22 protein-coding genes are annotated in these 24,480 nt (G+C 65.8%); 7 read left to right on the top strand and 15 right to left on the bottom strand.

The features are described 5' to 3' along the window. The first annotated feature begins 321 nt into the window (after positions 1-321). Entirely contained in the window at positions 322-2,517 is a 2,196-nt protein-coding gene (locus tag C8K18_RS24695; protein WP_107710142.1) for a glycosyltransferase family 39 protein, read from the top strand. A 32-nt stretch (positions 2,518-2,549) separates the two neighbouring features. On the opposite strand, the gene C8K18_RS24690 is transcribed toward C8K18_RS24695, so the two are convergent. The 15 genes from C8K18_RS24690 to C8K18_RS24620 all read right to left on the bottom strand — a co-directional run bounded on the left by C8K18_RS24690 (position 2,550) and on the right by C8K18_RS24620 (position 18,579). After that, the gene (locus tag C8K18_RS24690; protein WP_107710144.1) at positions 2,550-3,230 is read right to left on the bottom strand and encodes a DUF924 family protein; all 681 of its coding nucleotides are present in this window, start codon (positions 3,228-3,230) and stop codon (positions 2,550-2,552) included. After that, positions 3,223-3,636: a group II truncated hemoglobin gene (locus tag C8K18_RS24685; protein WP_006048234.1), complete on the bottom strand. Its 414-nt coding sequence runs from the start codon at positions 3,634-3,636 to the stop codon at positions 3,223-3,225. The genes C8K18_RS24690 and C8K18_RS24685 overlap by 8 nt, the downstream gene beginning before the upstream one ends. Positions 3,637-3,659: 23 nt before the next feature. After that, positions 3,660-6,242 carry an ABC transporter permease gene (locus tag C8K18_RS24680; RefSeq protein ID WP_107710146.1) on the bottom strand — a complete coding sequence of 861 codons (2,583 nt, stop codon included), beginning with the start codon at positions 6,240-6,242 and terminating at the stop codon, positions 3,660-3,662. Then, positions 6,239-6,850, bottom strand: a complete 612-nt coding sequence (locus C8K18_RS24675) for a DUF4126 domain-containing protein (RefSeq protein WP_006048236.1) — start codon at positions 6,848-6,850, stop codon at positions 6,239-6,241. The genes C8K18_RS24680 and C8K18_RS24675 overlap by 4 nt, the downstream gene beginning before the upstream one ends. A 266-nt stretch (positions 6,851-7,116) precedes the next feature. After that, positions 7,117-7,437, bottom strand: a complete 321-nt coding sequence (gene sugE / locus C8K18_RS24670; RefSeq protein ID WP_006048237.1) for a quaternary ammonium compound efflux SMR transporter SugE — start codon at positions 7,435-7,437, stop codon at positions 7,117-7,119. 122 nt (positions 7,438-7,559) lie between these two features. Next, complete coding sequence (gene kdpE / locus C8K18_RS24665; RefSeq protein WP_053857805.1) at positions 7,560-8,258, bottom strand: two-component system response regulator KdpE; 699 nt, start codon at positions 8,256-8,258, stop codon at positions 7,560-7,562. Then, on the bottom strand, positions 8,251-11,139 hold the full coding sequence (locus tag C8K18_RS24660; protein WP_107710148.1) for a sensor histidine kinase KdpD: 2,889 nt from the start codon (positions 11,137-11,139) through the stop codon (positions 8,251-8,253). The genes kdpE and C8K18_RS24660 overlap by 8 nt, the downstream gene beginning before the upstream one ends. 142 nt (positions 11,140-11,281) lie before the next feature. Further along, positions 11,282-11,860 (bottom strand): potassium-transporting ATPase subunit KdpC, encoded by a 579-nt coding sequence (gene kdpC / locus C8K18_RS24655; RefSeq protein ID WP_107710150.1) that lies wholly within the window; start codon positions 11,858-11,860, stop codon positions 11,282-11,284. A gap of 28 nt (positions 11,861-11,888) precedes the next feature. Then, complete coding sequence (gene kdpB / locus C8K18_RS24650) at positions 11,889-14,012, bottom strand: potassium-transporting ATPase subunit KdpB (RefSeq protein WP_107710152.1); 2,124 nt, start codon at positions 14,010-14,012, stop codon at positions 11,889-11,891. 35 nt (positions 14,013-14,047) lie between these two features. Then, positions 14,048-15,853, bottom strand: coding sequence for a potassium-transporting ATPase subunit KdpA (gene kdpA / locus C8K18_RS24645; RefSeq protein ID WP_107710154.1), 1,806 nt, complete (start codon positions 15,851-15,853; stop codon positions 14,048-14,050). Next, a complete protein-coding gene (gene kdpF / locus C8K18_RS24640; RefSeq protein WP_006048244.1) occupies positions 15,850-15,942 on the bottom strand; it encodes a K(+)-transporting ATPase subunit F in 93 nt (30 codons plus the stop codon). The genes kdpA and kdpF overlap by 4 nt, the downstream gene beginning before the upstream one ends. After that, positions 15,939-16,049, bottom strand: coding sequence for a hypothetical protein (locus C8K18_RS24635; RefSeq protein ID WP_006048245.1), 111 nt, complete (start codon positions 16,047-16,049; stop codon positions 15,939-15,941). Before C8K18_RS24635 ends, kdpF begins: the two co-directional genes overlap by 4 nt. A gap of 186 nt (positions 16,050-16,235) precedes the next feature. Continuing rightward, positions 16,236-17,210, bottom strand: coding sequence for a quinone oxidoreductase (locus C8K18_RS24630; protein ID WP_029969831.1), 975 nt, complete (start codon positions 17,208-17,210; stop codon positions 16,236-16,238). Between the two features lie 88 nt (positions 17,211-17,298). Then, positions 17,299-17,688 (bottom strand): methylglyoxal synthase, encoded by a 390-nt coding sequence (locus C8K18_RS24625; RefSeq protein WP_006048247.1) that lies wholly within the window; start codon positions 17,686-17,688, stop codon positions 17,299-17,301. A gap of 111 nt (positions 17,689-17,799) precedes the next feature. Further along, on the bottom strand, positions 17,800-18,579 hold the full coding sequence (locus C8K18_RS24620; protein ID WP_006048248.1) for an SDR family oxidoreductase: 780 nt from the start codon (positions 18,577-18,579) through the stop codon (positions 17,800-17,802). A gap of 247 nt (positions 18,580-18,826) precedes the next feature. Between C8K18_RS24620 and upp the strand changes: the two genes are divergently transcribed. From upp to rsfS, 6 genes are all read left to right on the top strand, one after another. Further along, on the top strand, positions 18,827-19,477 hold the full coding sequence (upp, locus tag C8K18_RS24615; RefSeq protein ID WP_006048249.1) for a uracil phosphoribosyltransferase: 651 nt from the start codon (positions 18,827-18,829) through the stop codon (positions 19,475-19,477). Positions 19,478-19,814: 337 nt separating this feature from the next. Beyond that, positions 19,815-20,543 carry a YebC/PmpR family DNA-binding transcriptional regulator gene (locus C8K18_RS24605; protein ID WP_027776629.1) on the top strand — a complete coding sequence of 243 codons (729 nt, stop codon included), beginning with the start codon at positions 19,815-19,817 and terminating at the stop codon, positions 20,541-20,543. 237 nt (positions 20,544-20,780) lie between these two features. Next, positions 20,781-22,079, top strand: a complete 1,299-nt coding sequence (purD, locus tag C8K18_RS24600; RefSeq protein WP_006048251.1) for a phosphoribosylamine--glycine ligase — start codon at positions 20,781-20,783, stop codon at positions 22,077-22,079. Positions 22,080-22,273: 194 nt separating this feature from the next. Then, on the top strand, positions 22,274-23,197 hold the full coding sequence (hemF, locus tag C8K18_RS24595; RefSeq protein WP_107710159.1) for an oxygen-dependent coproporphyrinogen oxidase: 924 nt from the start codon (positions 22,274-22,276) through the stop codon (positions 23,195-23,197). Between the two features lie 67 nt (positions 23,198-23,264). Further along, complete coding sequence (locus C8K18_RS24590; protein ID WP_107710161.1) at positions 23,265-23,981, top strand: nicotinate-nucleotide adenylyltransferase; 717 nt, start codon at positions 23,265-23,267, stop codon at positions 23,979-23,981. A gap of 4 nt (positions 23,982-23,985) precedes the next feature. Beyond that, positions 23,986-24,441, top strand: coding sequence for a ribosome silencing factor (rsfS, locus tag C8K18_RS24585; protein WP_006048254.1), 456 nt, complete (start codon positions 23,986-23,988; stop codon positions 24,439-24,441). The last annotated feature ends 39 nt before the right edge of the window (positions 24,442-24,480 follow it).

Genomic DNA, 24,480 nt, shown 5'->3' with positions numbered 1-24,480 from the left:
CGCCTTACTTCGGCGCTCTTTCTGCAATGCATTCGGCTTTTCTCCGCCTCCGTTAAGCGCTCCTTCCTCATCCCTTCCGCCCTCTTTCCGCTCTCCGTCCGTCGGCTCACGCGGCGCTCCTAGATAAGCCTCGCGTTGCTTCCACTGCCCGCTATATCCACCGCCACGGCAGGCGCAATCGCCGCATCCGTGCGCCGTCGCACGTGTAATCGGTCGTAATAATCGGAGACTACAATCGCGGGAATCGCGCGGCCTCGTGCGACGCAAGCCAGAACATCGTGCGCGCGATGCTGCCGCGCACCGCGACCAGAGATTCGTTTCATGCAAGAAAAACCTTCCGCACCGTGGCGCAACGGGAACGCCGCGGCAGCGGTGTCCGCGCCGGCCGGCGTTGTCGATAGCGCGCAGCAAGTGCGCGTGGCCGGCCTGATCGATAGCGCGCAGCAAGCGCACATGACCGGCGCCATCGACAGCGCACAGCAGGCGCACATGGCCAGCCTCATCGACAACGCGCCGCAAGCGCACATGGCCGGTCTCATCGACAGTGCCGAGCATGCGCGCTCGGCCGACCTTGCCGCAAACAGTCCCAATACGGCCCAAGCCCTGACCGCCGAGGCCGCGGCCCCAGCCCGACCAGCCAAGCCCTCCAAACCTCACGCACCCGCCGCAGGCAACGAACCCACCATCGGCTCACCGCCTGCGGACCACTCAAACGACAGCAACAGCAACGGCAACAGCCGCGCCCCGCGCTGGCACACGCTCAGCGCCTCACGCCCGCTAACGTACCTGATCGCCCTCGCCATCCTCTGCGCGTGGCTGCTGCCCGGCACCCTGGGACACGATCCCTGGAAACAGGACGAGACGTACACGTTCGGCATCGTCCAGCACATGCTCGACACCGGCGATCTCGTCGTGCCGACCAACGCCGGGCAGCCGTTCGTCGAAAAACCGCCTGTCTACGACTGGGTGGCCGCGAGCTTCGCGTGGATGTTCGGCCGCTACCTGCCCTTGCACGACGCGGCGCGGCTCGCGAGTGCGCTGTTCGCGGGCCTGACGGTCTACTACACGGCCCGCGTCGCGCGCCGCGCGGTGAATGCGCCGAGCTGGTTCGACCTGCGCGTGATCGGCACGCTGGCGCTGTTCGGCGGCACGCTCGTCGTCGTCAAGCATGTGCACGACATGATGACCGACGTCGCGTTGATGGCCGGCGCGGCGATCGGCTTCTGCGGATTGTTCGAACTCGTGCTCGCGCATCTTCGTTACGACGGCCATCAAGAGCGCCTTTCCGCCGACGCCGCGCGCGAGCGCCGGCACGCGATTCTGAGCGGCGCGGCGATGTTCGGCGCGGGCGTCGGCGTATCGTTTCTCGCCAAGGGCCTGTTCGTGCCGCTGGTTTTCGGCGCGACCGTCTGCGCAGTGTTCGCGCTCTACCGCGCGTGCCGCAGCCGCAGTTTCGCCGCCGCGCTCGGCGTCGCGGCGCTCGTCTGCACGCCGTTCGCGCTGATCTGGCCGATCTGCTTCTATCTGCGCTCCGAGGCGCTCTTCAAGGTCTGGCTGTGGGATAACAACGTCGGCCGCTTTTTCGGTTTTTCGGTCGCCGAACTCGGCTCCGAAAGCGAAAGCCGGCTGTTCGTGCTGCGCACGGTCCTAAGCGTCGGCTTCCCAGTCGCGCCGCTTGTGCTGGCCGCGCTCGGCGGCGGCGCATGGCAGCGCTGGCGCGATCCGCGCGTCGCCTTGCCGGCGATCTTCGCGGGTGTCGGCTTCGCCGTGCTGCAAAGCTCGGCGACGATCCGCGAGCTGTACATCCTGCCGTTCATCGCGCCGCTCGCATTGCTGGCGATGCAAGGCGTCGAGCGCCTGCCGCCGCGTCTGCATGTGGTGTGGGACATGGCGAGCCGCGTGCTGTTCGGCAGCGTGGCGGCGCTCGCGTGGATCGTGTGGTCGATCATGAGCAGTCCGGCGAACACGCATGCTTCGCTGCACCGGCTCGGCCGATGGCTGCCGCTCGACTGGGTCTTGCCGATGAAACCCGCGCTGATCGCCGCGGCATTAGTGATGACGCTCGGCTGGCTCTGGCTGCTGCCCGCCTTCAAGTACGCGGGCAAATGGCGCGGTGTGCTGAGCTGGTGCGCGGGCGCGATCGTCGCGTGGGGACTCGTGAGCACGCTGCTGCTGCCGTGGCTCGACTACGCGAAAAGCTACCGCTCGGTGTTCGAGAACCTCGGCGCCGCGCTGAGCGCGCAATGGAACGACGGCGATTGCATGGCGAGCGTCGGGCTCGGCGAATCCGAGGCGCCGATGCTCGACTACTACACGGACATCGAGCATCAGCCGACCGCGAACCCGCGCACGACCGAGTGCACATGGCTGATCGTCGAAAGCCGCCGCAACAACGCACTTCAACCGACGGGCGACTGGCGGCTATTCTGGTCGGGCGCGCGTCCCGGCGATACCGACGAGTTGTTGCGCGTCTTTGTGCGCACGCCGACGGTGCCGGCTGTGGTTGATGGTCGGTAACCTGACGCCGGGTGGCGCTGCGCGGCACGCCGCTAACTACCGCGCGCCCGCTTCCTCGCCCGCCGCGACTGAAACGACGACCCTGGCTCGCGCAAAAACGCGATTTCCTCCGCCGTCGATTCCCGCCCAAGCACCGCATTGCGATGCGGAAAGCGCCCAAAGCGCTCGACGATCTCCGCATGCCTAACGGCGAACGAATAATACGACTCGCCACCAGGCTCCCCGGCGAGCGCTTTAAAAAGACGCAGCGACTCCCGCTGGCTCGCCGGCGCCTCGTCGTGTTCGAACGGCAGATAGGCAAACGCGCGATGATGCGCGCTCGGCAACAGCCGATCCGCGCCGCTCGCCACCATCTGCTGCGCGATCTCCACCGCTTTGTGATCCGCTGCAAACGCACGCGCCGTGTCGCGATGGCAGTTGCGCGAAAACTGATCGAGCACGATCACGAGCGCAAGCGCGCCGAGCGGCGTGGCCGTCCAACTGTCGAGGCGCGAGTCGCGCGCCGCATCGATAAGGGTTCCGAAACGTTCGCGCAGCATCGCGTCGAACGATTCGTCGGCGGAAAACCACTGCTTGCGCGCCTCGCCGAAGCCCGGCACATCGGGCACGCCGAACCAGCAGTCGAGCACCTCGCGCGCTCGCGGATCGAGCGCGCTGTAAGCAGCGAGATCCGCCGGCGTGCGAGGCGGCGCCGCACGTTCAGCGTCAACCATTGCGATTGCGCATCCAGTCGGCTGTTTCAAAGAACGAACCAAGCAGGCGCTCTCTGAGCGGCTCGTCAAGCCCGATGTCTTCCATCGCCCAGGCCATGCAGCGCAGCCACTGATCGCGTTCGCTCGATGCAATCGCGAACGGCAAATGCCGCGCGCGCAACCGCGGATGCCCGAAGCGGCTGATGTAATGATCAGGGCCGCCCAGCCATCCGCACAGAAACCAGAACAGCTTGTCGCGCGAACCGTCCATCGATTCGGGATGCAGCGCGCGAATGCCGGCGAACTCGGCTTCAAGGTCCATCAGGTCGTAAAAACGGTCGACGAGTTCGCGCACGCGCGCTTCGCCGCCGACCAGTTCGAAGGCCGTCGGCTGCGCCGCGGAGACTTCGTTGTCGATCTCACTCATAACCACTCATCAACGGAAAATAATCAGGCGTCCCGCAGCGATTGCAACGCGGGACGCGACAACACATGCCGCAAGCTCAGCCAGCCGCCGACCGCCGCACACGCGATGCCGGCCGCGACTCCCGCCGGCAGCAGCCACGGGTTGAAGTCCAGATAGAACTGGAACACGCGCGTGGCCAGAATCCAGCCGATCACCTGCGCGCCGATCGCGGCCATCAGGCCGGCGAGCGCGCCGACCGCGACGAACTCGGCGATCTGCACCGCGCGCACCTGGCGATGCGACGCGCCCAGCGCCCGCAGCAGCGCGGATTCTCGCATACGCTCGTCGCGCGTGCCGGCGAGCGCGGCGTACAACACCAGCACGCCCGCGGCGAGCGTGAACGCGAACAGGAACTGCACCGCGCCGATCACCTGCTGCAGCACGCGCTGCACCTGCGCGAGAATCGGACCGGTGTCGATGGCCGTCAGGTTCGGATAGGCGGCGATCAGACCGTCGATAGTCGCGCGTTTTTCCGGGGGCAAATGGAAACTGGTGATGAACGTAGCCGGGAAATCCTGCAACGCGGCGGGCGGCATCAGCACGAAGAAGTTGACCTTGAACGAACCCCAGTCGAGCTTGCGCACGCTCGTCACCGGTGCATCGATCTGCAAGCCGGTCACGTCGAAACGCAGCACATCGCCGGGCTTCACGTTGATGAGCTTGGCGAGCCCCTCTTCGATCGAAATCTGCGGAGCCTTCGTGTCGCCATACCAGGTGCCGGCGGAAATGCGATTGTCGTCCGGCAACTGCGTCGTGTACGACAGATTGAATTCGCGGTCGACGAGCCGTCGCGCGTCGTCGCCCTTGAACGAATCCGGATTGACCGGCTTGCCGTTGATCGCGGTGAGCCGGCCGCGCACCATCGGCGAGAGCACCGTGCCGGGCACGCCGTGCGTGTCGAGATAGTGCGTGACCGGTTCGCGCTGATCCGGCTGAATGTCGATGATGAATTCGTTCGGCGCATCAGGCGGCGTCGATTTGCGCCACCCGGCCACGAGGTCGTTACGCGTCATCGCGATCAGCAGCAGGCACATCAGGCCGATGCCGAGCGCCGTGATCTGCAGCGCGCTCGCGCCGCTGCGCCGCTCCAGCGACGCCAGCGCGTAACGCCAGCCGATTCCCGCGTTCACGCGCTCGCTGCGCACCGCGCGCGCCGCCGCCCACAACGCGAGCCGCGCGATGCACGCAAACACCAGCAGCCCGCCCGCGAACCCGCCCGCGACGATGCCGCCGAGCTTCAACTCGCCCGCCGCGACGATCAGGAGCGCCGCGAACAACACGATGCCGAGCGCGTACGCGGCCCACGCGGTGCGCCCCGCCTCGCCCCACTCGCGGCGCAGCACGCGCACCGGCGGCACGCGCGTCAGCGGCAGCAGCGGCGGCAGCGCGAAACCGAGCAGCAGCACGAGACCGGCCGCAATGCCCTGGAGCGCGGGCCATGCCGTCGGGTACGGCAATTCGACGTCGATCAGACTGCCGAGCGACGTCAGCAACGCGAGATGGCCGAGAAAGCCGAGCGCCACGCCGAGCGCGCCGCCCGCCACGCCGACGCCCACGAATTCCAGCGTAAACAGCGCCCGCAGTGTGGACTGACTGACGCCGAGACAGCGCATCGCCGCGCAGCCGTCCAGATGGCGGCGCATGTACCGATGCGCGGCCATCGCAATCGCCACGGCCGCGAGCAGCGCGGTCAACAGCGACACGAGCGTGAGGAAATGACCGGCGCGATCGAGCGTCTGACGCACTTGCGGCTGGCCGTCCTGCAACGATTCGAGCGCGACGCCGCGCATCTTGCCGCCGTCCACCCTGCCGTGTGCGAACTGCGCGAAACGCGCGACCGCTGGATCCGCGCCCGCCACCAGCAGCCGGTACGTCACGCGGCTGCCGAACGTGATGAGGCCGGTGGACTGCGCGTCATCGGCGCGCATCATCAGGCGCGGCGAGAAGTTGACGAACGAGAAGCCGCGGTCGAGTTCGCGCGTGATCATCGCGCCGATCGTGAAGCTGCGGTTGCCGACCTTCACGGTGTCGCCAACGCGCACCTTCAGCGCGTCGAGCAATTGCTGATCGACCCACACGGTACCCGGCGGCGGAATGGATTGCGCGGCGCGATCCGGAGCGCCCGGTCCCGGCGCGATGCGCAGCGCGCCGCGCAACGGATAACCCGGCGACACGGCCTTGATCGCGGCGAGCCGCGACACCGGCTGCGCGCCGCTCGAGTTGATCATGCTGGGGAAAATCGCCGTGGTGGCGGTGTTCAGGCCGAGCGCCGCGGCCTCGCGCGCGAACTGCGGATCGACCGGATGATCGGCGCGCACGATGAAGTCGGCGGCGATCATGCGTCTCGCGTCGCGCTCCAGGCCCTGGTGCAAGCGGTCGGCGAGAAAGCCGACGCTCGCGAGCGCCGCCACGGCGAGCACGAGCGCGAGCAGCAGCATCGTGAGTTCGCCGGCGCGCCAGTCGCGCGCCGTCATGCGCAGCGCCTGGCGCAGCAGATCGCCGACGCTAAAGCGGCGCGCCGCAGGGACGGCGACCCGCGCCGTGGAACGTCCGGCCGTATCGCTCAATCGTGCCTGCTCCTCGCAAGGCGCGACACCATATGCGTCGCCATGCCGCGAAAACCGCCCTGCACGCCGCGCCACAGACGCGGCAAAACCCAGCCGGCGAGCACCAGAAAGCCCACGATCAGCACCAGAAACAGCAGCGGCACAAATAGCGCGAGCAGAATGCCGCCGAACACGAAACCATCTTCAGCCGTCGACGTGACGACGTTCGACACCGGTTCCGGCGACAGATTGATGAGCGCGCGCGTGCCCGCTTTCGTCAGATGCGCGGTGCCCGCCAGTGTGCCGCCCGCGAGCGCGGCGACCGTCAGCAGCGCCGGATCGGCATGGCCCAACGCGCCGGCTGCGAGCACGGCGCCGGCCGGAATGCGGATGAAGGTGTGAATCGCGTCCCATAGCGAATCGAACGCGGGAATCTTGTCGGCGAGAAATTCGGTGACGGTCAGCACGCCCGCCACGCCGATCACCCACGGCGAGGACAGCGCGGACAACGTATCGGGAAGATGAATCAGACCGAGGCGCTCGAACACGCCGGCCAGCAGAACCGTCAGATAGAGGCGCAGGCCGCTGCCCCATGAGAGCCCCGCAGCAAGCGAAAGTGATTCAAGCATGGCCGCCTCCAGGCGCGCTGTGCGTGCCGGGCGCTTCGGGGGCAATCAGGGATGAGCCGCCGCACCGAAGTCGTCAGACCCGCGCCAAGCCGGCCGCGCCGGGCAGGCCGCGGGCAATTTCAGATTGGTTTCCATCTCATTATAGCCACGTTAATTCGCAGAACGCAGAGTGGCTTGCAAATTGGCGGACTATGCAGCAGAGGCAAAGGCCGCGCCGGTGGCGGCCGGCGCGTGAGTATGCCGATGCGCGTTCTGATGCAGCGCGCTTAATGCCCGGACGAGAGCTTGAGCCCGATCAGCCCGACGACGATCAGCGCCGCGCTCGCCACGCGCGCGGCCGTGAGCGCTTCACCCATCATCACGATGCCGAAAACGAAGGCGCCGACGGCGCCGATGCCGGTCCAGACCGCGTAGGCGGTGCCGAGCGGCAACTGCCGCATCGCCATCGCAAGCAGGATAAAGCTGCCGAGCGCCGTGACGATGGTGAAGACAGAAGGCCACAGCCGGGTGAAACCGTCGGAACTCTTGAGACCGGCCGCCCAGGCGACTTCGAGCAGACCGGCGATGAACAGAAGAATCCAGGACATGAAACAGCTCCATGATCAGATGGGGCCGTCCCCGTTTGTAAATGGCGTAAGGTCGTCCTTACGGTCCGTAATTATAACGACGCCTGCACCATCTTGCTGCGCGGCCGCAAGTCGCCGCCTGCTCACAGGACGCCGACCAGCCGATAGCCGACGCCCGTCTCCGTGACGATATGCTCGGGCTGCGCCGGATCGCGCTCGAGCTTGCCGCGCAGATGCGCCATGTAAATGCGCAGATAGTGATAGCTCTCCACGTGCGACGGCCCCCACACGTCGCGCAACAGTTGCCGGTGCGTCAGCACGCGGCCGGCGTGGCGCACCAGCGTCGCGAGCAGCCGGTATTCGATCGGCGTCAGATGGACCGCCGCGCCGTCGCGCGTGACCTGGCGCAACGCGAGGTCGACGCTCACCGCGCCGAAGCGCACCTGCGGCGATTCGTTCGCGCCGCCCTGATTGCGCCGCCGAAGGTGCGCGCGAATCCGCGCGAGCAGTTCCGAGACGCCGAACGGCTTGGTCAGGTAATCGTCGGCGCCGGCATCGAGCGCCGCGACTTTCTCGCTTTCCTGCGTGCGCGCCGACAGCACGATCACCGGCAGTTCGCTCCAGCCGCGCAATTCGCGGATCACGTCCAAGCCGTCGGTGTCGGGCAGGCCGAGATCGACGATCACGAGGTCGGGCTTGCGCGTCGCGGCCTCCACGAGACCCTGCTTGCCGGTCTCGGCGTCATGCACGACGATGCCCTCGTCTTCGAGCGCGGTCCGCACGAAACGGCGGATCTGCTTTTCGTCTTCGATCAGAACGACGGTGATGCTCGGGTCACTCATGGGTCGGTTTGGCAAGCGGGTTCGGGTTCATGTTGTCGGCGGATTGGTCTTCGGCGGATTGGTCTTGCAGTGCGTCGGGCGCATCTGGCGCGTCGGCGGCTTCGGGCAGATCGGGCACGTCCGGCGGCGTTTCAACCGGCAGCGTAAACCAGAAACGCGCGCCTTCGACGCGGCTTCTAGCCGCCTCGTCCGTTGCTGCCGACATGCGATTCACCGCCCCAATGCTGCCGCCATGCGCTTCGACAATCGCGCGGCAAATCGCGAGACCGAGCCCGATGCCCGGCTTCGCCGATTCCTTCTCGCCGCGCGTGAACTTCTCAAACACGCGAGTCTCCATGCCGGCGGGCAAACCCGGCCCATTATCGTCGATGGTCACGCGCACGAACGACTTGCCGTCCGCGTCGAAACGCTGCGCGCCGATCGTCAACGGCGTGCCCGTCGACGTGTATTTCGCCGCGTTCTCGAAGAGGTTCGAGAAGAGCCGCTCCATCAGCACGGCGTCGAGCTGCAGCAGCGGCAAATCCGCGGCGAGTTCGACCCGCACCGGATGCCCGCTCAGCACGCGCTTGCACGCACGCAGCGCGGCGCCCACGGTTTCCTCGAGCAGCGTCCATTGCCGGTTCAATTGCAGACTGCCCGCCTGCAGGCGCGCCATGTCGAGCAGATTGGTCACGATGCCGGTCATGCGCAGTGCTTCTTCATGGATCGCGTCCACGAGCTCGTCGTCGCGCCGCGCGTCGGCCGCGTGTTCGCGCGATTGCGCCAGCATCGACGAAAAGCCGACGATGGTCGTGAGCGGCGTACGCAAATCGTGCGAAATCGCGGACAGCAACGAGTTTCGCAAACGTTCGGATTCCATATTGACGAGCGCGTCGCGTGCGATGTCCACGTAATGCACGCGCTCGAGCGCGAGCGCGATTTGCGCGGCGAACGCGTCGAGCATGCGCTGCTGCTCGGGCGCGTTCAGCTCGCGCTCGTCGCGCAGCACGGCCGCGAGCACGCCGCGCGTGCGCATCGGCGCCTTCAGCGGCAGATACAGCGCGGCGGCCGCCGGCAGCGTGTCGGTGCCGTGACCGGCCGGCTTCTCGTGATCGTAGACCCACTGGCCGACATCGGTATCGAGCAGTTCGCCTTCGAGCGTGATGGCCGCGTCGGGGTCTTCGATCTTCTGCTTCACGCGGTCCGCGCTGTCCGGCAACAGGATCGCGACGCGCGCGCCGAACACTTCGCTCACGTGACGGCTGCCGATGCCGACGATCTGCTCGGTGGTCAGCGCCGCCGCGAGTTCGCGCGCCATCGCATACATCGCGCCGGTGCGCTGCTCGCGACGCCGCGCGATCCGCGCTTCGCGCCGCAAGCTCGACGTGAGATGGCTGATCACGAGCGAAGTCAGCAACATGCCGAAGAACGTCAGCAGATATTGCGTGTCCGACACCGACAACGACAGGCGCGGCGGCACGAAGAAAAAGTCGAACGCGGCGACGCTCATGAACGACAGCAGCACGCCGGGCCCGCGTCCGAGTTTCACCGCCGCGAAGATCACGCCGAGCAGATACAGCATGACGAGGTTCGTCAGATCGATGCGCTCGTTCAGTTGGCTCGCCACCGCGGTGATGCCCGCGCATATCGCGAGCGCCCAACCGTACGCACGCGGCGGCGAGCGGCGCTCGCGCGCGGCGCTCAACGCGTCGCGCCATGCGTTGGCCGTCGTACTCAGCAGGCGGCGCTCGTGGTCGCCGCCGCTATCGGACGAAGCGCGGATCAGCGTGACGTCCGCATGACCGCCGTGTTCGGCGAGACGCTCGCCAAGCGGCCGGCGCAGCCAGCGCCGGATGCCGGTGCGTGCCGATGCGCCCGCCACCAGCTTCGACACATTGCGCGCCTGCGCATAACCGGTCAGCGCGGCCACCGCGTCAGCGCCGGCGAGCGTCGCGGTTTCCGCGCCGAGTTCCGCGGCGAGCTTCAATGCGTTGAGCGTGCGTTCGCGGCGCGCGTCGGGCAAACGCTGCAGCGCGGGCGTTTCGACATAGACGGCGATCCAGTCGGCCTTGAGGCTCGCGGCAAGACGCGCCGCCGCGCGCACCAGCATCGGCGCTTCGGGACCGGGGCCGACGCACACCAGCAAGCGCTCACGCGCCTGCCAGATTCGCTCGATCGAACGGTCCGCGCGATATTCACGCATTTGCGCGTCGACGCGATCGGCCGTACGGCGCAACGCAAGCTCGCGCAGCGCGATCAGATTGCCTTTGCGAAAGAAGTTGCGCACCGCGCGCTCGGCCTGCTGCGCGAGATACACCTTGCCGTCGCGCATGCGGTCGAGCAGCTCTTCGGCGGGCAGATCGACCAGCGTGACTTCGTCGGCGCGATCGAACACGCGGTCGGGCACCGTCTCCCACACGCGAATGCCGGTGATCTGCCCCACCACGTCGTTAAGGCTCTCGAGGTGCTGAACGTTGACGGTCGTGTACACATCAATGCCGGCGTCGAGCAGTTCATACACGTCTTGCCAGCGCTTCAGATGCCGCGCGCCTTGCACATTCGAATGCGCGAGTTCGTCGACGAGTATCAGTTGCGGCTTGCGCGCCAGCGCCGCGTCGAGGTCGAACTCGCCGAGCTTGCGACCGCGATATTCGATGTGCGCGAGCGGCAGCACGTCGAGACCTTCGAGCAGCGCCGCCGTTTCGCCACGCCCATGCGTTTCGGCGATGCCGACCACCACGTCCGCACCTTCGTCGCGACGGCGACGCGCCGCCTGCAACATCGCATACGTCTTGCCGACGCCCGCCGATGCGCCGAAGAAAATCTTCAGCTTGCCGCGCTGACGCTTTTGTTCGTCGCGCTGCAGCTTGTCGAGCAGTTCGTCAGGATCGGGGCGGTTCATGCGTGAATGCTTTGATGTTTTGATGGTGGGCGCGCGGCGGTGCGTGCAATGGTGGCACGGCGGCGGCCCGGCCGCAAATCAGATGCGAATGGGCTTGGGCGACGCCGCGTGCAACCGCCGGCATTGTGCGTCAACGACGCGCTCAGCCGCGCTTCATCTCATCCAGCGCAAGATTCAGTTGCAGCACGTTCACGCGCCGCTCGCCGAGCATGCCCAATTGCCGCCCGCTCGTATAACGGTCGACCAGCGCCTCTACTTCGTTCGGCGCAAGTCCGCGCGCTTTCGCGACGCGTCCGATCTGATACGCGGCAGCCGCCGGGCTGATCTCAGGATCGAGTCCGCTTCCCGACGATGTCACAAGATCGACCGGCACGGGTGCCGACATGTCGGTGCCCGCTGCCTTCAACGCGTCGATGCGGCCTTTGACTTCATCGAGCAACGCCGGATTCGTCGGCCCGAGATTCGAGCCGCCCGAAGCCTGCGCGTTATACGGCATCGGGCTCGTCGCCGACAGACGTCCCCAGAAGTACTGCGGCGCGTCGAACTGCTGACCGATCAGCTTCGAGCCGACGACCTTGCCGTCGCGCTCGATCAGACTGCCGTTCGCCTGGTCGCGAAAGAGCGTTTGACCCACTGCGGTCATCACCGCCGGATAAGCGAGACCGGTCACGGCGCTCAGCACCGCAAAAATAACGAGCAACGGACGCAACGAATTCTTCATGACGATCACTCCTTCAAGACAAGCCGCTTCAAACCCAGCCGAATGCGGCCAGCACCATATCGATCAACTTGATGCCGATGAACGGCACCACGATTCCGCCGAGTCCGTACACGAGCAGATTGCGTCGCAACAGAACGGCCGCGCCGAGCGCGCGATAGCGCACGCCCTTTAACGCGAGCGGAATCAGCAGCACGATGATCAGCGCATTGAAAATCACCGCCGACATGATCGCGGACGCGGGTGTCGCGAGATGCATGACGTTCAGCGCATTGAGCGCCGGGTAGGTGGTCGCGAACGCGGCCGGAATGATCGCGAAGTACTTCGCGAGATCGTTGGCAATCGAGAACGTGGTGAGCGAGCCGCGCGTCATCAGCATCTGCTTGCCGATCTCGACGATCTCGATCAGCTTGGTCGGATTCGAATCGAGGTCGACCATGTTGCCCGCTTCTTTCGCGGCCTGCGTGCCGGTGTTCATCGCGACGGCGACGTCGGCCTGCGCGAGCGCGGGGGCGTCGTTGGTGCCGTCGCCAGTCATCGCGACGAGCCGGCCTTCCGCCTGATGCGCGCGAATCGTCGCGAGCTTCGCCTCGGGCGTGGCTTCCGCGAGGAAATCGTCGACGCCGGCTTCCGCCGCAATCGCCGCAGCCGTCAGCCGGTTGTCGCCCGTCACCATCACGGTCTTGATGCCCATTTTGCGCAGCTCGGCAAAGCGCTCCTTGATGCCGCCTTTCACCACGTCCTTCAGCTCGATCACACCGAGCACGCGCGCGCCCTGCTCGCCTTTCTCCGCGACGACAAGCGGCGTGCTGCCGCGCCGCGCGACTTCGGCCACCGCCTGACTCACTTCGTTCGGAAAACGGCCGCCGTTGGCTTCGACGTAATGCTTGACCGCGTCCGCGGCGCCCTTGCGAATCTCGCGGCGAGACGCATCGGCAGACGTGCCTTTTGGTGCAAGATCGACGCCGCTCATCCGTGTTTGCGCGGTGAACGCGAGAAACTCCGCGTGCAGCGAGGCCATATCGCGCTGCCGGATATTGAAGCGCTGCTTCGCCAGCACGACGATGCTGCGGCCTTCAGGCGTTTCGTCGGCCAGCGACGAAAGCTGCGCCGCGTCCGCGAGCGCTTCTTCGGTCAAACCCGGCGCAGGAATAAAGAGCGACGCCTGACGGTTGCCGAGCGTGATCGTGCCGGTCTTGTCGAGCAGCAGCACGTCGACGTCGCCGGCCGCTTCGACCGCGCGGCCCGAGGTCGCGATCACGTTCGCCTGCATCATGCGGCTCATGCCGGCCACGCCGATGGCCGACAACAATCCGCCGATGGTGGTCGGAATCAGGCACACGAGCAGCGCGACCAATGCGGTAATCGTCACCACGTGGCCCGCCGAATTGGGCAGATGCGCGGCTTCCACGGAGAAGATCGAGAACGGCAACAGCGTCGCGGTCGCGAGCAGCATCACGATCGTCAGCGCGACCAGCAGGATGGTCAGCGCGATTTCGTTCGGCGTCTTCTGACGCTTCGCGCCTTCGACCATCGCGATCATGCGGTCGAGAAACGCCTCGCCGGGATTCGCCGTGACGCGCACGACGATCCAGTCGGACAGCACGCGCGTGCCGCCCGTCACCGACGAAAAGTCGCCGCCCGACTCGCGAATCACGGGCGCGGATTCGCCCGTAATCGCCGATTCGTCGACCGAAGCGACGCCGTCGACCACTTCGCCGTCGGCGGGAATCACGTCGCCGGTTTCGATCAGCACCACGTCGCCACGGCGCAAGTCCGAGGCCGTGACAATGCGGATCGGCGACTTCGGATGCGGCTCGTTGAGCTTTTTCGCCATCACGTCTTTCTTCGCGCTGCGAAGCGACGCGGCCTGCGCTTTCGAGCGGCCTTCCGCGAGGGCTTCGGCGAAGTTCGCGAACAGCACCGTGAACCACAGCCACAGCGTGACCGCGAGAATGAAACCCGCGGGCGCCTCGGCCTGGCCGGCGAGCGCGGCGATCCAGAGAACCGTCGTCAGAATACTGCCCACGTACACGCAGAACATCACCGGGTTGCGGAATTGCGTGCGCGGCGTGAGCTTCCTGAATGAATCCGCGATCGCCGGGCGCAGCAGCGCCGGGTCGAACATGGACATCGTTGCATTGTGTTCAGTCATTGAATCCTCGAATGTCGCGTTGACTCATGGCCGCGTCAATGCGCGCCCATCATCATCAGATGTTCGACGCCGGGCCCGAGCGCAAGCGCGGGCACGTACGTCAGCGCGCCGACCAGCAGCACCGTGCCGAGCAGCAGCACGACGAAGAGCGGTCCATGCGTCGGCAGCGTGCCGCCCGTCACGCCGATGCGCTTCTTTGCGGCGAGCGAGCCGGCAATCGCGAGCACGGGAACGATCGTGCCGAAGCGGCCGAACCACATCGCGATGGCGGTCAGCCAGTTGTAGAACGGCGTGCCCACCGTGAGGCCCGCGAACGCGCTGCCGTTGTTGTTCGCCGCCGAACTGAACGCGTAGAGGATTTCGGAGAAGCCATGCGGGCCCGGATTGGCGATACCGGCCTTGCCCGCTTCGCTCAGCACCGCGATCGACGTGCCCACCAGCACGAGCAACGGCGTCAGCAGCACGACGATGGAGACCATCTTCATCTCATACGCTTCGATCTTCTTGCCGACATACTCGGGCGTGCGGCCGATCATCAAACCCGCGACGAACACCGCGAGCAGCGCGAACACGAGCATGCCGTACAGACCCGAGCCGACCCCGCCGAAGATGACCTCGCCAAGCTGCATCAACAGCAGCGGATAGAGGCCGCCGATCGGCGTCAACGAGTCGTGCGTATTCGCGACTGCGCCGCACGAAGCCGCCGTCGTCGCAATCGTGAAGATGCCGGATTGCGCGATGCCGAAGCGCGTTTCCTTGCCTTCCGCGTTGCCGCCCGACTGCATCGCGTTCGCCGACTGATCGACGTGCAACGCGGCAAACGCCGGATTGCCGCTCTGTTCGGCGCCGATTTCGCCGAACACGCAGACGCCGAATGCAATCGTCATCGCGGCCAGCACCGCGACGCCCTGCTTGCGATCCGCGATCATGCGGCCGAACACCAAAGCGAGCGCCGATGGAATGATCAGGATGGCGAATATTTGCAGGAAGTTCGATAACGGCGTCGGGTTCTCATACGGATGCGCCGAATTGCCGTTGAAGAAACCGCCGCCATTCGTGCCGATCATCTTGATCGCTTCCTGCGACGCAACCGGGCCCATCGCGATGGTCTGCGTTTTAACCGGCGTGTCGACGGTCAGCGCATTGCCCTTGGCATCCTTCAACGGATTGCCTTGTGCATCGAGTTTCGGCGCGGCGTAAGTCGTCGCCTGCAACGTGGGAATGTCTTCGTAACTCTTGAAGTTCTGGATCACGCCCTGGCTCATCAGCAGCGCTGCAAACACGACCGACATCGGCAGCAGCACGTAAAGCGTCACGCGCGTCAGGTCGACCCAGAAGTTGCCGATGGTTTGCGCGGTATGGCGCGCGAAGCCGCGAATCAGCGCGATCACGACGACGATGCCGGTTGCCGCCGACAAAAAGTTCTGCACGGTCAGGCCGAGCATCTGCGTGAGATAACCGACTGTCTGCTCCGGCGTGTAGTCCTGCCAGTTCGTGTTGGTCACGAAACTGACCGCCGTATTGAACGCACCGTCGACGGTCATCGCGCCAAGCTGCTGCGGATTGCCGGGCAGCCAGCCCTGCACGCGCAACAGCGCATACAGAAACACGACGCCCAGCACGTTGAACGCGATCACGGCGACCGCGTAGTGCTTCCAGCTCATTTCGCTCGACGGATCGACGCCGGCCGCGCGATACAACAGGCGCTCGATTGGTCCGCCGACGCGCAGCACGCGCGAACTCCCGTCCATCACGCCGCAGAGATAGCGCGACAGCGGCACGGCCGCAGCGAGCAGCACGACGATAAAGAGCCCGGCTTGCAGGACATTGTTCGAATTCATTCGATGTCCTCCGCGCGCAACAGCGCATAGACCAGGTACGCGAACAGCAGCGCGGTCGCCGCACCCGACATCCACAGCATCCAGTTCATGAGCGCGCTCCCTGTCTGCGGGAGAGCAGCAGCTTCTCGCAACCGGCGATCAATGCAAAGGTCAGCGCGGCAAAGAGCGCGATGGCTCCGACGTACAGCACATCCATTGTTGTTCTCCATTGACGGACTTTGGATAGCCGCAACGATAGGCGCGCGCGCGTAAAGGCCCGATCAAAGCTTGTACAGGCCGTATAAAAATCGCGTAAACGGAGAGACTCGCAATGCAAAGGGCCGCTCCATCGCGAGATGGAGCGGCCCTTCCTGTGAAACGCGAAACTTCGGGAAAACTAAAACTACGGCAGCAGTATCGTCGAACCCGTGGTCTTGCGCGCCTCGAGGTCCGCATGCGCCTGACCGACGTCGGCAAGCGCGTAGCGCTGGTTGATGTTCGTCTTCACCTTGCCGGAGACCAGCACGTCAAAGAGTTCGGCGGCCATCGCTTCGTAGTCGCTGCGTTTGCCCATATACGTGAACAACGTCGGGCGCGTGAAGAACAGCGAGCCACGTCCGGCGAATTCCGACGAGTCGATCGGCGGCAACGGCCCCGACGCATTGCCGAAGCTCACGAACATGCCGAGCGGCGCGAGGCAATCGAGCGAGCCGGCAAACGTATCTTTACCGATGGAGTCGTACACCACCGGCACGCCCGCGCCGTTGGTGATCTCGCGCACGCGCTTCGTGAAGTTTTCGCGCGTATAGACAATCGCATGGTCACAGCCGTGCGCTCTCGCGATCTCCGCTTTCTCGTCCGAGCCGACGGTGCCGATCACCGTCGCGCCGAGCGCCTTCGCCCACTGGCACACCAGGAGCCCGACGCCGCCCGCCGCGGCCTGGATCAGGATCGTGTCGCCGGCCTTCACCCGATACGTGCGCCGCAGCAGATATTGCGCGGTGAGACCTTGCAGCATCACCGAGGCGGCCTGTTCGTCGCTGACCGCATCCGGCAGTTTGATGACCTGCGCCGCCGGCAGCACGCGCTCCTGCGCATATGCGCCGGGCGGCCTCGCCACGTAGGCGACGCGGTCGCCCGTTTTCAGATCGCTCACGCCCGAGCCGAGCGCGATCACTTCGCCGGCGGCTTCCATGCCGAGGCCGCCCGGCAACGGCAGCGGATACAGGCCGGTGCGGAAGTACACGTCGATATAGTTGAGCCCGACCGCCGTTTGACGAATGCGAATCTCGCCGGGGCCGGGGTCGCCCACTTCGACGTCGACCCATTTCATGACCTCGGGACCGCCGGTTTGATCGAATCGGATTGCCTTGACCATTCACGTCTCCTTGATGGAATGCCGGCTATTTATGTTGCCGTTGAATGTTGCCAATGAGTGTTTGCCGATCAGCCGCGCGCGTGCGGCGTCAAACCTGCTGCGTGATACGCAGCGTGAGCGCGTCGAGCACCATGCGCGCCGTCGAAATGTTCGTCGCGCACGGAATGTTGTGCACGTCGCACGCCCGCACGAGCGCGTTGATGTCCGGCTCGTGCGGTTGCGGCGTCATCGGATCGCGCAGAAAGATCACCATGTCCACGCGCCCTTCCGCGAGTTGCGCACCGATCTGCAAGTCGCCGCCGTGCGGGCCCGACAGCATGCGCTCGACCTGCAGCCCATGCGCGTCGCTGATGCGTCCGCCCGTCGTGCCGGTCGCGATGATGTCGCAGCGCCGCAGCGTGTCGACGTATTCGCCGGCCAGCGCGACGATGTCGTCCTTCTTGTGATCGTGCGCGATCAGCGCAATGCGGGTGGTCATGTCGTAAGACTCCTGAAACCGTTGTGATTGTCGTTGTTGTGATGCTGCTTGAATTGCTGACTGCTGGGCTGCTTGTCGGGCAGGCGCTGCGAAGAAGACGACTGCACGCGCCTAGAAAGTGCCCGGATACGCGCCGCCGTCGATCAGCCAGTTCTGTCCCGTGATGTAGCCCGCATGCACGCTGCACAGAAACGCGCAGGCGCGGCCGAACTCGTCGCGCGTGCCGAAGCGGCCCGCGGGAATCGCTTTCATGCGCTGCTCGCGCGCCTGATCGACGGAAATGTTTTGCGATTTTGCGGTCGCCGCCATCGTGACGGCGATGCGATCCGTGTCGAACATGCCCGGCAGCAGGTTGTTGATCGTGACGCCGGTCGGCGCCATCTTGCGCGCGAGGCCCGCGACGAAACCGGTCAGGCCCGAACGCGCGCCGTTTGAGAGGCCCAGCACGTCGATAGGCGCCTTCACCGCCGAACTCGTGATGTTGACGATGCGCCCGAAGCCGCGCGCGCTCATCGAGTCGATGGTCGCGCGGATCAGTTCGATCGGCGTCAACATGTTGCTTTCGAGCGCGCGAATCCAGTCGTCGTGCGTGAAGTTGCGGAAGTCGCCCGGCGGCGGGCCGCCCGCATTGTTGACGAGAATGTCGGGCTGCGGACAGGCGGCGAGCGCCGCGGCCCGGCCCTCGGGCGTGGTGATGTCGCACGCGACCGTGTTCACCTGCACGCCGCTTTGCCGGCGAATCTCGTCGGCCGTCGCCTCGAGCGTCTCGGCGGTGCGCGCGACGATCGTCAGGTTGACGCCTTCGGCGGCGAGCGCTTCCGCGCAGCCGCGCCCCAGGCCCTTGCTCGCCGCGCAAACCAGCGCCGTGCGTCCTGCGATTCCCATGTCCATGTGTGCGTTCTCCTCGCTGGCGTCTTGCCGATGGTTGCAAAGTTTCCCCCGATTCTAGAAGAATCGGTGCCAGGCTGCGCCGGCCCGCTGCAATCTTCGGTATCTTCGGGTGGCACTCTTTCGGTAAACTTGCGCCGTGGCGCGTTCGCCGGTCGTCGCAAGTTGTGTTTGCCGGCCGGGCGAAGCGCCGAACCGATCTCCGAATCGGCCTCGAATCGATCTCTTACCCGCCGCGTGTGCCCCCGCCATGACTCAGGACAGCCGTTTCCCCAATCTTTTCATCCTCGATCACCCGCTGATCCAGCACAAGCTGTCGCACATGCGCGACCGGGACACGTCCACGCGCACGTTCCGCGAGCTGCTGCGCGAGATCACGCTTTTGATGGGCTACGAAATCACCCGCAATCTACCGATGACCACGCGCCGCCTGAACACGCCGCTCGTCGAGATCGACGCGCCGGTGATCGCCGGCAAGAAGCTCGCGATCGTGCCGGTGCTGCGCGCGGGCATCGGCATGTCGGACGGTTTGCTCGAACTGGTGCCGTCGGCGCGTGTGGGCCACATCGGCGTGTATCGGGCCGAGGACCATCGGCCGGTCGAATATCTGGTGCGTCTGCCCGATCTCGAAGACCGCGTGTTCATTCTGTGCGATCCGATGGTCGCGACCGGCTACTCCGCCGTGCATGCGGTCGACGTGCTCAAGCGCCGCAACGTGGCCGGCGAGAACATCCTGTTCCTCGCGCTCGTCGCCGCGCCCGAGGGCGTGCAGGTGTTCCAGGACGCGCATCCGGACGTGAAGCTCTTCGTCGCGTCGCTCGATTCGCATCTGAACGAGCACGCGTACATCGTGCCGGGCTTGGGCGACGCGGGCGACCGGCTGTTCGGCACGAAGAACTGAACGTTGTCGAAAAAGCCGGTGCGCGGCGCCTGGTTCGCGCCGCGCACGCATACTTTTCCTGCAATGTCGGGCCATCCCGGGCGACGGCGGCCGCTGCCGCACCCCCGCGGCGTGATAAAATTCGAATCCACTCGAAGCGCGGCCTCGCGCGCAGCGCGAGGCGCGGCGGGCATTTCGGTGCGCCATGCAGCGCAGGCAATCAGCCAGGACCGGCGGCGCGCAGCCGGGCAGAACGGCCGGCACGAATTTGACATCGAGGCGCCTTGACGAGCGCCTGAAAAATCGCAACGACAATTGCACACTGCGCGCCCCGCTGGCGCGCGCGACGGAGAAAGGTATGGCGGGTCATTCGAAATGGGCCAACATCAAGCATAAGAAAGCAGCGGCCGATGCCAAGCGCGGCAAGGTCTGGACGCGGCTCATCAAGGAAATTCAGGTCGCGGCGCGCATGGGCGGCGGCGACATCGACTCGAATCCGCGTCTGCGGCTCGCCGTCGAAAAGGCGTACGACGCCAACATGCCGAAAGACAACGTCAACCGCGCGATCCAGCGCGGCGTGGGCGGCGTCGACGGTGCGAACTACGAAGAAATCCGCTACGAAGGCTACGGCATCGGCGGTGCGGCGGTGATCGTCGACACCATGACCGACAACCGCACGCGCACGGTCGCGGAAGTGCGTCACGCGTTCTCGAAGAACGGCGGCAACATGGGCACTGACGGCTCGGTGTCGTTCATGTTCGACCACGTCGGCCAGTTCCTGTTTGCGCCCGGCACGCCCGAAGACAAGCTGATGGAAGCGGCGCTCGAAGCCGGCGCCGACGACGTGGTGACGAACGAGGACGGCAGCATCGAAGTGCTCTGCCCGCCGAACGATTTCCCGAAGGTGAAGACCGCGCTCGAAGCCGCGGGCTTCAAGGCCGAAGTGGCCGAGGTCACGATGAAACCTCAGACGGAAGTCGAGTTCACCGGCGACGACGCCGTGAAAATGCAGAAGCTGCTCGACGCGCTGGAAAATCTGGACGACGTGCAGGAAGTCTATACAAACGCCGCGATCGCCGACGAATGAAGCCGCTGGCCGGGCAAGCCGCCTTTGTGCGCATGCCGCCGGCCGGTTTCAACGTTGCTGCTGAACGGGCCTGGCCGGGACGGCGCTGAGGCGTCCTGTCGCGCTGCCCTCGTCCGGGTTCGCCATGCGTTGCGCCGCCACAACCGGCTGCGAACATGGCGGAACTCACTGTTATTGCACGGCTCGCCGCCGCACAGGGCGGCCGCCGTTTTTGGTTTTTAAGTCTCGGGGATTCACATGAAGTTACTCGTCGTCGGTTCCGGCGGTCGCGAACATGCGCTCGCATGGAAGCTCGCGCAATCGCCGCGGGTCCAGCTCGTCTACGTGGCTCCTGGCAACGGCGGCACCGCCCAGGACGAGCGCCTGCGCAACGTCGACATCACCGAGCCGGCTGCGCTCGCCGATTTCGTCGAGAAGGAACAGATCGCCTTCACGCTGGTCGGGCCGGAAGCGCCGCTCGCCGCGGGCATCGTCAATCTGTTCCGCTCGCGCGGTCTGAAGATTTTCGGACCGACGAAGGAAGCGGCGCAGCTCGAAAGCTCGAAAGACTTTGCGAAGGCGTTCATGAAACGCCACGCGATTCCGACGGCCGAGTACGAAACGTTCGCCGATGTCGCCGCCGCGCACGCGTATCTCGATGCGAAGGGCGCGCCGATCGTCATCAAGGCCGATGGCCTGGCTGCCGGCAAGGGCGTGGTCGTCGCGCAGACGCTGGAAGAAGCGCACGCCGCCGTCGACATGATGCTGTCGGACAACAAGCTCGGCGACGCCGGCGCGCGCGTCGTGATCGAAGAGTTTCTGGCGGGCGAGGAAGCGAGCTTCATCGTGATGGTCGACGGCAAGCATGTGCTGCCGCTCGCGTCGAGCCAGGACCACAAGCGTTTGCTCGACGGCGATCAGGGCCCGAACACCGGCGGCATGGGCGCGTACTCGCCCGCGCCTATCGTCACGCCGCAACTGCACGCGCGCGTGATGCGCGAAATCATCCTGCCGACAGTGCGCGGCATGGAGAAGGAAGGCATCCGCTACACGGGTTTCCTGTACGCCGGTCTGATGATCGACGCGCAAGGCAATCCGAAGACGCTCGAGTTCAACTGCCGCATGGGCGACCCGGAAACGCAGCCGATCATGGCGCGTCTGAAGGGCGACTATTCGAAGGTGGTCGAGCAGGCGATTGCCGGCACGCTCGATACGGTCGAACTGGAGTGGGACCGCCGCACCGCGCTCGGCGTGGTGCTCGCCGCGTACAACTATCCGGACACGCCGCGCAAGGGCGACCGCATCAACGACATTCCGGCCGAAACGGCGGATTCGGTCACCTTCCATGCGGGCACGACTTACGCGGACGGCAAGCTGGTCACGTCGGGCGGCCGTGTGCTGTGCGTGGTGGGTCTGGCCGATTCCGTGCGCAGCGCGCAGTCGGTCGCGTACGAAACGATCAACCAGATTTCGTTCGACGGCATGCAGTACCGGCGCGACATCGGCTATCGCGCATTGAACCGCAAGCACGACGCCAGGACCGAAGGCAAGCACTGAAGCGCCAGTCCGCCATGCCGCCCTGCCCGTGTGCCGCGCCAACGGCGCTACACTGCGGGTTGGCGGCGGCTCGTTGCCGCGCGGCGGCAATCCGCACTGAACGGCCGCACCTTTGCGGCAACCTCCGCCCCACCCAGCGCGGCGCTTCACGACGAACCCGCGGCACCGGCGTGCCGCCTTCAGCACCTGCATTGATGACCGATTCGAGCTACGACGCACAAGCCGTGCGCACCTGGCTGCAAGGCCTGCAAACGCAGATTGCGGACACCCTGGGCGCCTTCGACGGCAAGCCCTTCGCCACCGACGCATGGCAGCGCACGCCCGGCGAAAAACTGCGCGGCGGCGGCTGCACGCGGATTCTCGAAGGCGGCGACTTCTTCGAGCGCGCGGGCATCGGCTTTTCGGACGTCGCGGGCGACGCGTTGCCGGGCTCCGCGAGCGCGGCGCGTCCGCAACTGGCCGGGCGCGGCTTCGAGGCAATGGGCGTGTCGCTCGTGCTGCACCCGCACAATCCGCACTGCCCGACCGTGCATATGAACGTGCGCCTGCTGATCGCGACCAAGCCCGGCGAAGAGCCGGTGTTCTGGTTCGGCGGCGGCATGGACCTGACGCCGTACTACGGTTACGAAGACGACGCGCGGCATTTTCATCGCGTGTGCCGCGATGCGCTCGAGCCTTATGGCGCCGACCTCTATCCGAGTTTCAAGCGCTGGTGCGACGAGTATTTCTTCCTCAAGCACAGGAACGAGCCGCGCGGCATCGGCGGGATTTTTTTCGACGATTACTCGGCGCCGGGCTTCGATCAATCGTTCGCGATGATGAGAAGCGTGGGTGAGGGATTCCTCAAAGCCTACCTGCCGATCATCGAAAAGCGCCGCAACATTCCGTACGGCCAGGCCGAGCGCGATTTCCAGGCTTACCGGCGCGGACGCTACGTCGAGTTCAATCTGGTCTTCGACCGTGGCACACTGTTTGGGCTGCAGAGCGGCGGACGCACCGAATCGATTCTGATGTCGATGCCGCCTGTGGTGAACTGGCGCTACAACTGGCAGCCCGAGCCGGGCACGCCGGAAGCGCGCCTTTATAGCGATTTTCTCGTGCCGCGCGAGTGGGTTTGAGTGCTGTGAGCGCCCCGCAATTCCGGAAGCCCGCACTGCCCGCCACGTCACGACAAAGGATCTTTACCTGAAGCCGAACGCTCATCCCGTTGCGCTGCCTCGCCGGATCGGTCTGCTCGGCGGCACCTTCGACCCGATCCACGACGGCCACCTCGCGCTCGCGCGGCGTTTCGCCCACGTGCTGCGCCTGACCGAGCTCGTGCTGCTGCCGGCCGGCCAGCCGTGGCAGAAAGCGGACGTGTCGCCCGCCGAGCATCGGCTTGCAATGACGCGCGCGGCGGCAAGCGAACTGAAGCTGCCCGGCGTCGAGGTGCGAGTCGCCACCGACGAAATCGAGCACGAAGGCCCGACGTACACCGTCGACACGCTGCAACACTGGCGCGAACGCGAAGGCAACGAGACGTCCATTGCGTTGCTGATCGGCGCGGATCAACTGGTGAAGCTCGACACATGGCGCGACTGGCGGCGCCTGTTCGACTTCGCGCACATCTGCGCGGCCACGCGGCCCGGATTCGATCTCGCGTCGATTCCGCCCGCCGTCGCGCAGGAAATCGACGCGCGCCGCGCCGGCGCCGAGGTTCTGCAAGCCACGCCTTGCGGCCACTTGCTGATCGACACGACGCTCGCGTTCAACGTTTCGGCCACCGACATTCGCGCGCATCTGCGCGAACAGGTGAGCCAGCGGCTTGCCCATGTAGGCGGCGAACAGCACGGCGAGGCCGCAAGCCACGTCCCCACCGCGGTGTGGGACTACATTCTTCAACATCATCTGTACCACCGGTAACCTCATGGATATTCGCAAACTGCAACGCGTGATCGTCGACGCTCTCGAAGACGTCAAGGCGCAAGACATCAAGGTGTTCAACACCAGCCACCTGACCGCGCTGTTCGATCGCGTGATCGTCGCGAGTGGCACCTCGAACCGGCAAACCAAGGCGCTCGCCTCGAGCGTGCGCGAAGGCGTGAAGGAAGCCGGCGGCGACATCATCAGCACCGAGGGCGAGGACATCGGCGAATGGGTGCTGGTGGATTGCGGCGACGCGATCGTCCACATCCTGCAACCGGCGCTGCGCCAGTACTACAACCTCGAGGAAATCTGGGGCGACAAGCCGGTGCGTCTGAAGCTGTCGACGCCTGATCCGTTCGGCGGCGCGCGTTCGAGCGAGCCCGACGAAGAAGACGAGGACGACGAAGCGCCGGCCGTCAAAAAGCCCGCGCGCAAGACCGCCACGCGACGCAAGTGAGCGGGCTTTGCCCGGTTCTCTTCGATCCGTTCACTGTAG

It is taken from the genome of Paraburkholderia sp. GV068 (assembly GCF_003058125.1).
Classification (GTDB): Bacteria; Pseudomonadota; Gammaproteobacteria; order Burkholderiales; family Burkholderiaceae; genus Paraburkholderia; species Paraburkholderia graminis.
This window is presented reverse-complemented; position numbering and strand designations above follow the sequence as displayed.